The organism is Eikenella sp. (genome assembly GCF_057315495.1).
This window is the reverse complement of the sequence record NZ_DBHKXY010000023.1, coordinates 1-14,733: the sequence shown is the minus strand read 5'-3', so window position 1 is coordinate 14,733 and position 14,733 is coordinate 1. Positions and strand designations below refer to the sequence as shown.

Here is a 14,733-nt window from a genome sequence, read left to right as displayed (position 1 = left end):
CCTTGCGAGGAAAATAGAAACAGGCAGATTTTAGCAGATTACGGTGGCGGGCTTGGGCAGGCTACCTGAAAGATGATACGGGCAGAAGGGATTGATCCGCGAATACGAACAAGGCTACCTGAAACTTTAGCTTGGTAGGAACTCAGCCTTGGCTGGCTCAGACATCATCCCTTTTTGCTGAAGCTACGTTTTCAGGTAGCCTCTTGAAAGCCATCTGTGCTGTTCTCAGCAGACACCGCATCGGTTGGACTCAGCGTTTCCGACGCTTGCCAGCTTTCAGGGTGGCGACGGGCGGAGTGTGTCGCAACCGCACACAACTGACAGCATGCCACAAGCCGATAACGGGCAGAGCCAGCAACATGGCCGCTATCGGGGCAAGCAGACAGGCATACCAGACCAGCGTGCCGAAGTGCCACCGGCTGAGGGCAAGGCACAACGGCGTAAACAGGCAGAGGAGCCCGAAGGCGAGCTTCGGGTGTCGGCTGAATGTGTTTTCCAGTATCCACTCCAACAGAGCTTCTATGGGGAGGAAGACGAGGCGGAGCAGGAGTTCAAAGAGGAAATCCATGTTTGGGAGGTGAAGAATTAGTGGCTGGTGGTTTTGCCGGGCATGAATGGCCGACCCGTTGTGGTGTATTGCGGAATCATCTGATAAAGGCTACCTGAATTTCAGGTAGCCTTTGGGTTTGCGTCTTAACGCCATGCGGCCAGGAACTCCTGCCAATGCACTTTGCCTTCCTGGGTTTTCAGGTAGCCTTTGAGCCGCCGGATTTCCATTTCGTATTCGTCGGCATCAGCGGCGCCGCTCATCAAACGGAAGCGTTGAAACATCAGGTAGGTGTTGGCGGCGTCGGTTTCGCAGTAGTCGCGGATTTCGCGCAGGCGGCCTTCGTGGAAGGCCTGCCACACCTTGCTGCCGTCCATGCCCAGTTTGCCGGGGAAGCCGCACAGCTTGGCCATGTCGTCTAAGGGCACGCTGGCGCGGGGCTGGTAGAGGGCGAGCAGGTCCATCAGGTCGCAATGGCGGTTGTGGTAGCGGTTGATGTAGTTGTTCCACTTGAAGTCGCGGCTGTCGCCGAAATCGCCCTCGCCGGTGTCCCAATAGCGGGCAGCGGAGAGGCCGTGAATCAGGGCGCGGTAATGCAGCACGGGTAGATCGAAGCCGCCGCCGTTCCAGCTCACCAGTTGCGGAGTGTGGTTTTCGATCAGCTCGAAAAATTTGGCGATGATGGTTTCTTCGCTATCGCCGATTTCGCCGATGGTGCCCACATGGATTTTGTCGCTGCCCCAGCGCATACAGCAGGAAATGGCCACTACCTGCTGCAAATGATAGGGCATGAAATCGCTGCCGTTGTGCGTGGCGCGGCGCTGCTGCTGCGCCCAAGCCACCACATCGGCAGCGGGCGCGTCGGCCGGCAGACCGTGCAGCAGGCGGATGCCGTTGGCATCGGGAACGGTTTCGATATCGAAGGCGAGAATCGGAGTCATGATGGGCGGCTTTGAGGGTGGGAACGGCATGGATTTTGGCACGAAGCTGGGGTTTCGCCAAGGCTGGCTTATAGGTTTCAGGTAGCCTGCGGCTGCTTGACCAAATCTCCGCGATAGTAGAAAGCAGCGCTTCCATTTTTGACAGCATCTTTACATTGGCTCATCTTGAGCCAGATTGAAAACAAGAGCGACAAAGCAATTTGCCGCTCTTGTTTGATGCACACCTTACCCTTTCAACTTCGCAAATACATCCGCCTTCAAAGAATGCGTGATTTTGCACCGCTAGATAGATCCGTCTTTTCCATCCGACAAAATCTCTTTTGTGACCAGATATTTTGTCATAGCGTCATCATCCAGCACTTCGTCAAATTCGCTCAAATAACGGTGAGGGTTCTTGTGGTCGTATTCGGTGATGGTTGTCAGGAACTGGGAAAAATCGCAGTTTTTTTCGGCCAATTCATACATCACCGCATAATCCATTTGCTTTTTATATCGTGCGGGCGACAGGATTTCGCTTTGGCTGAGGTTGGCCGCGTCCAGCAGAATGATGCCGATGCCGAAACTTTGGCTGAGTTTCTGCAAGGCTTCGCGGAACTCGCCGTCCTGCGGCACGGACAATGCCACCAAATAGCCTTCGTTCGCCCAGCTGGAATTGCTGACTGCCTGGAAAAAGTATTCTTTGTAATTGCCGAAATCCAAATGTTTTTTTATTTCAAACGAGAAAATCTTAATCGGCAGGCGGTCGAACTTCCGCATCCAGGCTTGCAGGCTGCCATGTTCATAATCGGCATATTCGAATTGCACGCCCACCATATCGGGATAGAGCCATTTGTCCGCCCCTTTTTGGCTTTTGCCGCTTTTTTCGTGGAATATGGTGCGCGACTGTGCGGCAAAAACAGGGTGTTCTGCCAGAAACTTGCACAGCAGCGGATGCAAGTCGCGCTCGTGGAATCGGGCTCTTTTCGTTTGGATAGTGGGTGGCAGGACATCAGTGTGTTCGGGCAGCCGCAAAGCTTTCAGGCTACCTAAAAATGCCTGCCGCAAGGAGAACAGCTTGGGGCGGCTGCCCTGCGCCGTGATTTTGCCATCGGGCTTTTTCGATTCCATATACAGCCGTGCGCCTACGGTTGCCCACGGCGTTTTGCCGATGGACGGCAGGCCTTGTTCGGGGTTGTAGCCGTCCAGCTCGGCGTAAAGCCGGTTTTGTTCGATAAAATCCCAAATTTCCGATGCGCTGGCTGGGCGTGCCAACTGCTGTAACGCATACAGCGCGAGTTCGTGATAGGTCATGTCTTTCCATCTTTCAAAAATACTGCCCGTTGGCTTTCAGGCAGCCTGAAAAAGCAGCCTGCACTGTTTGAGTCTACCGCTTCAGCTTTGCAAACGCATCCGCCATCGCCGAATTTGCAGGCTGCTTTTCGCGCGGCGGCTTGCTTGAACGGTTGTTTGCGCCGCGTTTTTCGGTTTCAGGCAGCCTGCGCCCACGTTTTTCCGCGCCCGCCTCGTCATCCAGTCGCATAGTCAGCGCAATGCGTTTGCGTGCGGCATCGACTTCCAGCACTTTCACTTTCACCACGTCGCCGGCTTTCACCACTTCGCGCGGGTCTTGGACGAATTTATTGGACAGGGCGGAGATGTGCACTAGGCCGTCCTGATGGACGCCGATGTCCACGAACGCGCCGAAGTTGGCGACGTTGGAGACCACGCCTTCGAGTATCATGCCGACTTGCAAGTCGCTGATTTCGTGGATGCCTTCGGCGAATGAGGCCGTCTGAAACTCGCCACGCGGGTCGCGGCCGGGTTTTTCCAGCTCGGACAGGATGTCCAGAATAGTCGGCAGGCCGAAGCGTTCGTCGATGAAGTCGGACGCTTTGATTTGCTTCACGCGCTCGCGGTTGCCGATGAGTTCGGCGGCGGTAATGCCTTGTTGCGCCAGCATTTTGGCGACAACGGGATAGGCTTCGGGGTGGACGGCACTCGCATCCAGCGGCTCTTTGCCGCCGTTAATCCGCAAAAAGCCCGCCGCCTGCTCGAAGGTTTTTTCGCCCAAGCGCGGCACTTTCAGCAATTTTTTACGGCTGTCGAACGCGCCGTTTTCATCGCGGTAGGCGACGATGTTTTGGGCAAGGGTTTGATTCAAACCGGAAATCCGCGCCAAGAGCGGGGCAGAGGCGGTGTTCACGTCCACGCCGACGGCGTTCACGCAATCTTCAACCACTGCGTCCAGCGATTTGGCGAGCTGGCTTTGGTTCACATCGTGCTGATACTGACCCACGCCGATGGATTTGGGGTCGATTTTGACCAACTCGGCGAGCGGGTCTTGCAGCCTGCGGGCGATGGACACCGCGCCGCGCAGGGAAACGTCCAAGTCGGGGAACTCGCGCGCCGCCAGTTCGGACGCGGAATAAATCGACGCACCGGCTTCGGAAACGACGATTTTGTGCAGCCCCATTTCCGGCATTCCGCGCACCAGTTCGCCCGCGATTTTGTCAGTTTCACGGCTGGCGGTGCCATTGCCGATCGCGATGAGCTTCACACCGTGCTGCTTAATCAGGCGTGCCAGCGTTGCCAACATATTGTTTTCTTGATGCAAATAGACGATGACGGTATCCAGTAGCTTGCCCGTGTCGTCCACCACGGCACATTTCACGCCGTTGCGGTAGCCGGGGTCGAGACCCAAAGTCGTCAGCCGTCCGGCAGGCGCAGCGAGCAGCAAATCTTTGAGATTGCGGGCAAACACGGTAATCGCGTCGGTATCAGCGGCTTCTTTCAAACGATTTAGGGCTTCGAGTTCCAACGACAAAAAGATTTTTGCGCGCCAAGTCAGACGCACGGTGTCACGCAGCCATTTGTGGCCGTCTGAAATTTTGAAACGGCGGGTGATGAGTTGCTCGTATTCGCTTTGCTGGGTAATTGGCGTGTCGTCGGGCTGGTATTTGAGCGCGATGTTCAACACGCCTTCGTTGCGGCCGCGCAATACCGCCAGCGCACGGTGGCTGGGCATGGCGCGGACGGGTTCGCGGTGGTCAAAATAATCGCTGAATTTTTCGCCTTCGGTTTCTTTGCCTTCAACCACTTGCGCGTGAATTTCGGCTTCGTTCCACAGCTTGTCGCGCAGCGTGCCGATGAGTTCCGCGTCTTCGGCAAACTGCTCCATCAGAATCGCGCGCGCGCCGTCCAGCGCGGCTTTGGCGTCGGGGACATTTTCGTTCAGGTAGCCCTGCGCGGCGGCTTCCACGTCCTGCGGCTGCTCGGCAAGCAACACGTCCGCCAGCGGCTGCAAACCGTGTTCGCGCGCGATTTGCGCTTTGGTGCGGCGTTTGGGTTTGTAGGGCAGATACAGGTCTTCCAGCGCGGTTTTGTTGTCGGCGGCTTCGATTTGCGCCCTGAGGTCGTCTGAAAGCTTGCCTTGCTCTTCAATACTTTTTAACACAACGGCTTTGCGCTCTTCCAATTCGCGCAGGTATTGCAGCCGCTCGGCAAGCTGGCGCAACTGCGTATCGTCCAGCCCGCCCGTAGCCTCCTTGCGGTAGCGGGCGATAAACGGCACGGTTGCGCCGTCGTCCAAAAGTTCGACGGCGGCGGTGATTTGCGCGGCGGTGGCGGAGAGTTTTTGAGAGAGGATTTGGGTGATGTTCATGGGGATCCTTTGGATGGGTGCAGGCTGCCTGAAAGCGTTAGCTTTAACGAAGTTGAAAAGTGCAGGCTGCTTTTTGGGGTTTGGGTTTCAGACGGTCTTAGCGTTTGCCTGCTTCCGCCACGGCTTTTTGATACAGGGCGAAGAGGAAGGCGGTGCGGCTGCCGTCGTCGCGGCCGCCTTTGTAGCCGTATGCCGCATCGACGGCTTTGTCCAAGGCGCGGTGGGCTTGGTGCAGGCGGGTGAAGGGGGCGTCGGGGCGGTACAGGTCGGCGAGGCTGGGCGGTGGCAGGCCTTCCTGCGCGGCTTCTCGGCGGTAAAACGCGCGGGCATCAAGCACGGCTTGGGCGGCGGCTTCGATGGCGGCGCGGTGTTTTTGTTCGGCGGCGGGGGCGGGGCGGCCTTCGCTTTGCGGGGCGAAGGGGAAGGGAAAGTTGTTGTACACGATGGTGTTGGAATAGCGGTATCGGCTTTCCAGACGGCCGGCCACGGCGCGCATAAAGGCGTTGTGCATGGTGCTGGACAAGATGCCGAAATGGTACAGCGTAGCGTTGGGCAGCATAAAGTTGGCATCGCTGTTAATGGTGTTGCAATCCACATAACCGATGGGGATAAATTCGCGGGTTTCCGATGAAACGCGGGGAATAAGCAGATAGTTGCCGCTTGCAGGCTGCCTGATTTCGTCAAACAGGTGGGGCGTGGCGGCTTTTTTCTTGGTGGCGGCTTTCGTGCTGTGTAAACGCCCTTCCCATTCTTTTGTGTCTTCATTGTAGTATTCCTTTACGTTTGCGATGCGCTGCGCCACTTGCGACATTTGTTTCAAATCTTGGTGCAATCGCGTTTCGCTGATGCCGTGAAACCATAAGCACCAGCGTTCTTTGTTGTTGAGGAATTCTTCCGAACCCAAAAACGGGCGGATGTATTGCGCGGCCAAGGGTTCAGCGGCAATCAGGGCTTGTTTTTCGGCGGTGCTCAAAAGCAGGTTACCGCCGTCGGTCGGCTTATTGCCATATATCATTTCCGCTTCGCCCGAGATGGGTTTGCTGCGTTTGCCGATGATGATATTGGGTGCATCCAGCAGATAGGGGCTGATGTTTTGCACGGCATGTTTTTCAGACGGCCCTTTGATGTCGGGATAGTCGAACAGGTATTTCGCGCCCGTGTGCCGTGCAGGCTGCCTGAATCCGACGATAACGCAATGCACGGCGGCTTTGCCGCTGGCTTGGCTGGTCCATTGGAAGGTGCGGTGGGCGAAGTGGATTTCTACGCCCTGCGGCAGCAGGCTGCCCCACAGGGCTTCCACCTGCTGCCCTTGGGTGATGGAGTTGGTGGACACGAAAGCAGCCTGCACGTTGGGGTTTCGGGTGATGATACGTGCGGCTTTGACGTACCAGTTGGCCACGTAATCCAAGATGCCTGCGTTTTTCAGGCTGCCTGAAACGGCTTGGGTGTCGGCTTTTTGTTCGGCGGTTTGATAGGTGGAGCCGACAAACGGCGGGTTGCCGAAAATATAGTCGGTCTGCGGCCAGTCGGTGTGCAGGCTGTTGGCGTTGATGATTTCCGCGCTGTCGGTGAGCGGGATGGAGGGGCGGGTTTGGCCGAAGCGTTCGGCGGTGCGCAGGTTGCATTGGTGGTCGGTGAGCCACATGGCGACTTTGGCGATTTGGGCGGGGTATTCGTCGATTTCGATGCCGTGAAACTGGCCGATGTGGGTTTGCAGCATGGTGGAGATGTCGAGCAGCTGGCCTGAGGCAAACAGTTCGCCGATGATGTCGTCTTCCAGCCGCCGCAGTTCGCGGTAGGCGACGACGAGGAAGTTGCCGCAGCCGCAGGCGGGGTCGAGAAATTGCAGGCGGCCGATTTCTTGGTGCAGCTCGTGGATGGCGGCGGTGCGTTTGGCTTTGCCCGATACTTTGCAGGCTGCCTGAAAGCGTTGGCGCAGGTTGTCCATAAACAGGCCGTCGATGACTTTGAGGATGTTGCCTTCTTCGGTGTAGTGCGCGCCGAGTTCGCGGCGTTCCACGTTGTCCATCACGCTTTGGAACAGGTTGCCGAAGATTTCGGGGCTGATTTCCGCCCAGTCGCGCGCGGAGCATCGCAGCAGCAGTTCGCGCAGTTCGGTGTTGAAATAAAATTCGCCGAGCTGTTCTTCAAACAGTTTGCCGTTCACATAGGGGAAGGCGCGCAGTTCGGTGTTCATGTTTTGCGCGCGGCGTTCGGGTGGGGTGTTGAGCACGGCAAACAGGCGGTTGAGCGTGCCGCCGATGTCTTCGCCGTCTTCGCGGGTGTATTTTTTCAGGTAGCCTTCAAATTGGCCGGGCTCGAAAATCAGGGTGTCGTCGGCAAAAAAGCAGAACAGCAGGCGGATGAGGAATTGTTTCAGGCTGTGTTCGTCGTAGCTGCCGTCGGCGCGGAAGGCCTGATAGAGGCTGCCCACTGCGGCGGCGGCTTCGATGTTGGCCTGTTCTTGGGCTTGGCGCAGTTCGTGGGTGATGCCGTCCATGAAGTCGAAATGGCGCAACTTGATGTGTTCGGGTAGGTCGGACAGTGGGAAGAAAACGTTGGTGTCATCTTTCAAATCATAGAGTTTCATGGTGGCGAAATCGGACACGATGATGTGGCGGGGCACGTCGTCGGGGTTGTGCCGGCGGATTTCTTCCACATAGCCCATCGCCTGTTCAAACGCGGCGTCAAGGTCTTTGCCGGCGGATTTGTGTTCGCAAAGCAGCCTGCCCGCCCAGAATACGTCGGCAAATTTGGTGTGCCCGTTGCGGTGTTTGACGGCGTATTCGGTGGTGGCGGTGCGGAAGCGGTCCAGCCCGAAAATGGCGAAAAATTCGTTCCAAAAGGTGTCTTTTTCGGCACGTTCGCGCTTTTCGTTTTGGAAGCGGCGGGCAAATTGGGCGGCAAGGCGATATTTGTGTTCGTAGGTGTAGGCGGTCATGGGGAGGGACTTTCGGGCCGGGGTTGCGGGCGGTTGTTTATTCTGGCAGATGGGCGTTCGTGGTAATTGTGTCGCCTGCGGCAGTGATAAAGAAATCCTTAATAACTGAATTCTCACCCAACTATTTGTCTTCCAATATATTTTTTATATGCGTTGCGATGTTTGGCACGGAGGTGTCAAAAAGTTCGGCCAGTTGGCTTTGGTTGAGCCAAACGGTGTGTTCCTGCGCCAGCAGGTTTACTTGGGTTCGGCCGTCTTCGGTTTGGTAAATCAGGATGTCGGACATGGGTTTTCCTTGGGTTTTTGGGGTGCAGGCTACCTGAAAATCGGATTATGCCATATCTACCAATCAGTTTAGCCTCACAGAAAGTCAGCCTTCTTACGGTAATTTTAGTTTTCAGATGACCTTCCTGCCTAAACTCAGGCTACCTGAAAGCCGCCACGCCCAATATTTGCTAAAATGCCGCCAACTTTTTCTATGGAAACCGTTATGCAACAGCAGCCAGACGACCAGCAGGAATGGGTGAGCAAAACCCGCCGCAAAAAAGAAATGCACGATTTGCAGGATTTGGGCATGCAGCTTGCCCGCCTTTCCGGCGATACCTTGAAGAAAATCGAATTGCCCGAAGAATTGCGTGAAGCCATTGCCATGTATAAGAAAATCAATAGCAATGGTGCGCTCAAGCGGCAAACGCAATACATCGGCCGCCTGATGCGCGATCTCGATCCGGAGCCGATCCGCGAGTTTCTCGACAAACTGCAGGGCAGCCACGCTGCCTACAACGCCTTCTTACAGCGTGTGGAGCAGATGCGCGAAACCCTGTTGGAAAACGATGATGCGCTCACTGCCTTCCTGCGCGATTATCCCGCGGCCGAAGCCGGCCAGTTGCGCACGCTGATCCGCAACACGCGCAAGGAACGCGAGCAGGCCAAGCCACCCAAACACTTCCGCACGCTCTACCGCTATCTGAAAGAAGCGATGGAGGCGGATAACCCTGCTGCAGATATGCCGGAGGAGGAAGACGAACAGAGCGGGGAGCAGGAATAAGCGGTTTAGCTCTGGCCAGCAAGACAAAGGCTACCTGAAAAATGGTTTTCAGGTAGCCTTTATTTTGTTTGCGCTGGCTGGTGTTAGGCTTGGTGGTTATAGTGGATGAAAATCAAAATAGGGCAACAGAGGGAGGGCTCATCTTGATTGAGGCTTAACCTTGCCGTTTCAGCAAACGCGTTATAATGCCGCGTTTTCTAGTTTTACCCCGCAGTGGAGCAGCACCATGACCTTATCCAGCCAACGCCCAGCCGATTCCTCCCATGCCGACGGCCAAACGCCGCAGCGGCGCGCGTGGGCGGGCTATGCCGACCGCCGCGCCATCGCCATGCTGTTGCTCGGTTTTGCGGCGGGGATTCCGATTTTGCTGATTTTCTCCAGTCTCTCGCTGTGGCTTACCGAAGCAGGCGTCGACCGCGCCACGGTGACTATGTTCAGCTGGGCGGCATTGGGCTATTCCTTCAAATTTATCTGGGCGCCGTTGATCGATGCGCTGCCGCTGCCGTGGCTCACGCGCCGTTTCGGGCAGCGGCGCGGCTGGCTGCTGCTGGCGCAGGGGCTGATTATCGCCGCGATTTTGGCGATGGCCGCGCTCAATCCGGCCAATGCGGCGGTGTTGCCGTGGATGGCGGCAGCAGCGGTGTTGCTCGGCTTTTCTTCGGCCACGCAGGACGTGGTGATTGATGCCTACCGCATCGAAAGCGCACCGGGCGATGCGGCGATGCAGTCGGTGATGTCGGCCACTTATACGGCGGGCTACCGCGTGGGCATGATTGTGGCCGGGGCGGGCGCGTTGTGGCTGGCCAGCGGCTTCGGCTCGGAAAAGGGGCATTATCTGTATGCCGCCTGGCGCAACACTTATTGGCTGATGGCGGCCACCATGGGCGCCGGCGTGCTCACCACGCTGTGGGTGGCCGAGCCTGCGGTCAAGCGCGAGCGGCCGGCCGGCTTGGCGATGGGCGACAATGCGCGGCTGGTGGGCTTATTTGTGTGCGCGGTGGCGGCTTTTGTGCTGGTGTTCCGAGTGGTTGGCGGGTGGCTACCTGAAAACCAAGGGCCGCTGCTTTCCCTGTTGTGGGAAGGTGCGCGGCTTTCGGCAGCACTGATGGCGGCGGTGCTGACGGGTCGGCTGTTGGTGATGCTGGGGTTGGTACGCGGCGAAGTGGTGCGGCAAACCTGGGTGTTGCCGCTGGCCGACTTTTTCCAACGCTACGGCCGCCATGCCGCGCTGCTGTTGGCCTTAATCGGGCTATACCGTATTTCGGATATTGTGGCCGGGGTGATTGCCAATGTGTTTTATGCCGATATGGGCTTCAGCAAAGACGAGATTGCCGGGGCGGTGAAAACCTTCGGCGTGCTGATGTCGATTGCCGGCGGCTTCTTCGGCGGCCTCTTGGCGCAGCGGTTTGCCGTGATGCGAATGATGATGCTTGGCGCCGTGCTGGCTTCGGCCACCAATTTGCTGTTTATCCTGCTGTTTTGGCAGGGGCACAACCTGCCCTTCCTCTATTTGGCCGTGGCCTTCGACAACCTCGCCGGCGGGCTGGCCAGCGCCGTGTTTGTGGCCTTCCTCTCCTCGCTCACCAGCATTCGATTTACCGCCGTGCAATACGCCCTGTTCAGTTCGCTGATGACGCTACTGCCCAAAACGCTGGGCGGCTACTCCGGCAGCATCGTGAACCAAATCGGCTACGACGGCTTCTTCCTCTTCACCGCGCTCTTAGGCGTGCCGGTGCTCGGGCTGGTGTGGCTGGTAGGGCGTAAGCTGCCGCTACAGGAGTAAAGGGTAATGCAGGCTTAATTTGCAATAAGTTGTACGCTAAATCAATCAAAGGCTACCTGAAAAATGTTTGCTTCAATGAAGGCGAATATTTTTCAGGTAGCCTTTTCCCCCATCCCTATTTCCCAGCCATCACCTTTTCCCTGCTCTACAAACAGCCCGATGTTTGACCTAGCACAGCATCCGTTACCATAGCAGCCCGTATAGTTAATCTTAAGCAGTTCATCTGCCAGCATTGATTGGCATCTTGCGGATGGCATAGGTCGTCTGAAATCCATCACTTACGGGAGCAACATCATGGCTACACAAAACCGCCTGCTTGAACAACTGCATAACGAACCCTTCGCCCTCTGCTTCTCCGGGCAGGGCTTTGATTGGATAAGCAGCCTGCGCGAGGCTTTGGCCGACAGGGCGCGGGACAGGGCAAACGAAGTGGCCGCTGCTGCCGCTCGAATCTTGAAGCCTGTTGCGGAGCAGATTGCCGCCGCCCGCCCGCAGGGCTTCGAGCCGATCAAATGGGCGGAAAACGGCGCGGACGGCATCGATTTGGTGCGCGCCGCCGTGAGCGCACCCGGCATTTTCCTTGCGCAAATCGCCAATCTGCACACGCTGGAAGCGCGCGGGCTGGACAGCGGCAAGGCGGCGGGCGTTATCGGGCATTCGCAGGGCGTACTCGGGCGTTATCTGATGCGCGAGCCGCAGCACGCCGCCAAACTGCTGGCTTTGGCCGAATTGATTGGCGCGGCGGCCACGCTGCAAGGGCGCGCAACGGGCATGTATCTGCACGACGGCAATCATCCGATGGTGATGGTGCAGGGCGTGAGCCGCGGGCAGCTTGCCGCCCTGATTGACGAACTGTTCCCCGCAGATTCCGCCGATCGCCCGTGTATCGGATTGCAGAACAGCGCGGACGGCTTTGTCGTCAGCGGCAAGCCCGAATCGGTGGCGCGCGTGTGCGGCGTGTTGTCGGACACGGTGAAAGACGAAAACGGCCAAACGCCCGAAAACCTGCTGTGGCGGCTGGACGTGGAAGTCGGTTTCCACCACCCCGCCATGTTGCCCGCCGTGGCACAAGTGGCCGAATGGGCGGCCGCCTGCGGTTTGGACGTGGAACAGGCACGCGGCATCGCGCACAATATCCTGATGGATCCGGTGGACTGGGTGGCAGAATGCCGCAGCATGGTCGCGCTGGGCGTGCGGCGGATTTTGGAAATCGGCCCCTCCGGCGGCGTGGCCATGCTGACGCAGGCCGTGCTGGACGGGCAAGGAATTGAGGTGCTGGATGTTTCCGGCGCGGAAGGCAAGGTGGCGTTGTTTGGCGGATAACGGCGGGGTCTGATTTTTGAAACGCGGCTGCCGTGAAGTTAAGAAAAGGCTACCTGAAAACGAACGAAGTGAGTTTTAACTTCGTTGAAGCCCACGCTTTCAGGTAGCCTTTATTGATGGGGCGTTTGAATGGTAGCTTGCTGGGAACGAAGCTCCAACGGAGTTGAAAAGCAGCCTGCACATGGATTTGTTTTAGATGGGTGGGTTGGGTATGCAGGCTACGGCTTGCTGAAAAACCATTATGCCACATCGTGTTTGGCGGCGGCTTTGATGTCTAGGATTTGGCGCACGAAGGCGGCGAGTTGGGCGGGAAAGTCGGCATCGTTCAGGCTGCTGATTAGGGCGAAGGTGTCGGGTTTGCCGCCGTCGTCGGCGGTGATGGTTTTGCCAGTGTAGTATTTGAAAAACAGGGCTTTGCCGCCGCGGATTTTGCCGCGGTGCAGAACTAGGATGTCGCCGTTTTCATCGGCGGCGAATGCGCCGGATAAGGCGCGGTTGATGCCGTCGGACGGGAAATTGATTTCGGCGGCGAGGGCGGCTTTTTTGCCGGCGGTGGGTGCGCCGATGCCGAAGCCGTTCCAGCATTTTTTACCGTCTTGCGTTTGCGCGTACCACAAATCCAGCTCGGGCGAGTAGGCGGCTTCGGTGTCAAAACCGCCGTTGACGGCGGCGATGGTGCAGGGGATTTTTTGGCTGAGGGCAGCTTGCAGGGCTTGGGTGAAACGCGCGTGGGCGGCGGCGAGTCGGGCGGGGTCGGTGATGATAGCGGGCATGGAGTGTCCTTTTGCTTGGAGTGGATGGAAAGGCCGCCTGAAGATGGGGTTTCAGGCTGCCTTTGGGGCTGTCTGGAAAGATTGTAGGTTGGGTTGTCAAGACCCAACAAAACAGATGGGTTTTACGGTGTTGTTGGGTCTTGACCCAACCTACGCTTGCTCGCAGTATCAATCATTCTGAAGATTCCTCATCATCAGTTGATTTATCCACAGGTAAATTTAAGAAAGAATCATAGATGCTAAGTTTATTTTCCAAGACTCCTGTTCATCAAGTATCCTTTTTAACGCAATTAGTTGGCTTGAGTTATATATATTGCTTAAAGCTTCTTTCTGTTTAACAATCTCATCCCACGGATGTTTTATTGAGTTGTTAATTTCCCTTATATGGTCTTGTTGTTGAATCATATTTCTTAAGTTTTTATAATATAAAGCTAATGAAGTTAATTCTTCTTTTTGCAGTTCTTGTGAAAGATTATTTTTTCTTACCTTCTCTTCCTGTTGCGTATGCAATTTTTTCTCTGCCTCATTAGTTTTCTCGACTTCTAAAATTGAAGATTCTTGAATTCTGATATCAGATAAAATTTCTTTCGCATCTTCTAAGAAAGACGCTGTATTATACATATGGAATAATGAAATCCCTCCCTCATCAATAATTTCATGCGTTAAATTAGCATGTGGACCAATTATCTTCCGTCCATTTTGATTTATACAAAACCACCAATCTTCTTTTTCATCATCAGTAATAAAAATTATATTTTCAATTTTTCCCGCATCTTTTTCGTTTTTTGCTTTTTCAATAATTTGTTTCCATAAAATTAAATCTCCAAATTTTCTTTTGTATTCAACACCTCTGTAAATATAATCCTTTCCCTCTTTACTTGAATCCTTAAAACCAGGAGGAATTTCTTTAGAGTAGCGAATTTCTCCATCTTTATATAATTCATTTAATTTTTCTTGCGTATATGCCGATCCAATTTTATTCCTGAAAAAGGTATCTAATTTTTCTCTAATCTCGTCATGTGTGCGAATATTTGGTTGAGAGCTATCACATTCTTGTAGCGAAACTTTAAAAGTTTCTATTGATTTTTGAATTGACTTAAATAGTTTTTCAGTAGATGAGTCAAGACTAGGAAATCTACCTTTTAAAAATTTCTGATTAATTTTTGTTTCTATTGCTAATATTTCATCAAGGTGATTATATATTTCTTGAAATTTCTGTTTTTCTCTGTGCTTTATATCAAGACGCCTATTTTGAAACTCCAATCCAACTTGATGAGGTAACCAAATTCTCTCTCCTAAGTATTCCAAAATAGAAAAGAAATCATCTAATGTTCCGGATTGATAACTATACAATTTAATAAGTACATTTGTATCGAATATAAAAAGGGTTTTCTCGCTTCCCCACGCCGCTTTTAACATTTCTTTTGTTGGTACATAAAACCCAATAAATTCATTTTTCATAATTAATCCTTTATTTAAAAAACATTTGTCTAAGATATTTACCCGTATAACTCCCCTCCACTCCCACAACCGCCTCCGGCGTCCCCTCCGCCACAATCCTCCCCCCACCATCTCCGCCTTCAGGTCCCAAGTCCACAATCCAATCCGCTGTTTTAATCACGTCAAGATTATGCTCGATAATCACAATCGAGTTGCCTTTGCCTTTCAGACGACCTATGACTTCCAGCAGCAGGGCGATGTCGGCGAAGTGCAGGCCGGTGGTGGGTTCGTCGAGGA

Annotated in this window: 12 protein-coding genes; 3 read left to right on the top strand and 9 right to left on the bottom strand. The window is 54.8% G+C overall.

The window, feature by feature from the left end:
- Window positions 1-250: 250 nt before the first annotated feature.
- From ACO6EE_RS03415 to ACO6EE_RS03390, 6 genes are all read right to left on the bottom strand, one after another.
- Window positions 251-568, bottom strand: a complete 318-nt coding sequence (locus tag ACO6EE_RS03415; RefSeq protein WP_485959241.1) for a hypothetical protein — start codon at window positions 566-568, stop codon at window positions 251-253.
- 125 nt (window positions 569-693) lie between these two features.
- Window positions 694-1,488: a 3'-5' exonuclease gene (locus tag ACO6EE_RS03410; RefSeq protein WP_485959239.1), complete on the bottom strand. Its 795-nt coding sequence runs from the start codon at window positions 1,486-1,488 to the stop codon at window positions 694-696.
- Window positions 1,489-1,770: 282 nt separating this feature from the next.
- Window positions 1,771-2,778 carry a hypothetical protein gene (locus ACO6EE_RS03405; protein ID WP_485959238.1) on the bottom strand — a complete coding sequence of 336 codons (1,008 nt, stop codon included), beginning with the start codon at window positions 2,776-2,778 and terminating at the stop codon, window positions 1,771-1,773.
- Window positions 2,779-2,851: 73 nt separating this feature from the next.
- Window positions 2,852-5,128: a Tex family protein gene (locus ACO6EE_RS03400; RefSeq protein WP_485959236.1), complete on the bottom strand. Its 2,277-nt coding sequence runs from the start codon at window positions 5,126-5,128 to the stop codon at window positions 2,852-2,854.
- A gap of 97 nt (window positions 5,129-5,225) precedes the next feature.
- Window positions 5,226-8,069, bottom strand: a complete 2,844-nt coding sequence (locus tag ACO6EE_RS03395) for a DNA methyltransferase (RefSeq protein ID WP_485959234.1) — start codon at window positions 8,067-8,069, stop codon at window positions 5,226-5,228.
- Window positions 8,070-8,190: 121 nt separating this feature from the next.
- Window positions 8,191-8,355, bottom strand: a complete 165-nt coding sequence (locus ACO6EE_RS03390; protein ID WP_485959232.1) for a virulence RhuM family protein — start codon at window positions 8,353-8,355, stop codon at window positions 8,191-8,193.
- Window positions 8,356-8,559: 204 nt separating this feature from the next.
- On the opposite strand from ACO6EE_RS03390, the gene yjgA reads away from it, so the two are divergent.
- The 3 genes from yjgA to ACO6EE_RS03375 all read left to right on the top strand — a co-directional run bounded on the left by yjgA (window position 8,560) and on the right by ACO6EE_RS03375 (window position 12,223).
- A complete protein-coding gene (yjgA, locus tag ACO6EE_RS03385) occupies window positions 8,560-9,117 on the top strand; it encodes a ribosome biogenesis factor YjgA (protein WP_485959231.1) in 558 nt (185 codons plus the stop codon).
- Window positions 9,118-9,445: 328 nt separating this feature from the next.
- Entirely contained in the window at window positions 9,446-10,900 is a 1,455-nt protein-coding gene (locus ACO6EE_RS03380) for an AmpG family muropeptide MFS transporter (RefSeq protein WP_485959263.1), read from the top strand.
- A gap of 294 nt (window positions 10,901-11,194) precedes the next feature.
- The gene (locus tag ACO6EE_RS03375) at window positions 11,195-12,223 is read left to right on the top strand and encodes an ACP S-malonyltransferase (protein ID WP_485959230.1); all 1,029 of its coding nucleotides are present in this window, start codon (window positions 11,195-11,197) and stop codon (window positions 12,221-12,223) included.
- A 239-nt stretch (window positions 12,224-12,462) separates the two neighbouring features.
- Here ACO6EE_RS03375 and ACO6EE_RS03370 read toward each other — a convergent pair whose 3' ends face one another.
- The 3 genes from ACO6EE_RS03370 to ACO6EE_RS03360 all read right to left on the bottom strand — a co-directional run.
- Window positions 12,463-12,996, bottom strand: a complete 534-nt coding sequence (locus ACO6EE_RS03370; RefSeq protein WP_485959229.1) for a restriction endonuclease — start codon at window positions 12,994-12,996, stop codon at window positions 12,463-12,465.
- A 219-nt stretch (window positions 12,997-13,215) separates the two neighbouring features.
- A complete protein-coding gene (locus ACO6EE_RS03365) occupies window positions 13,216-14,457 on the bottom strand; it encodes a PIN-like domain-containing protein (RefSeq protein ID WP_485959227.1) in 1,242 nt (413 codons plus the stop codon).
- 10 nt (window positions 14,458-14,467) lie between these two features.
- Window positions 14,468-14,733: DNA helicase UvrA (locus ACO6EE_RS03360; RefSeq protein ID WP_485959225.1), on the bottom strand; the 266-nt coding region annotated here is incomplete at its 5' end.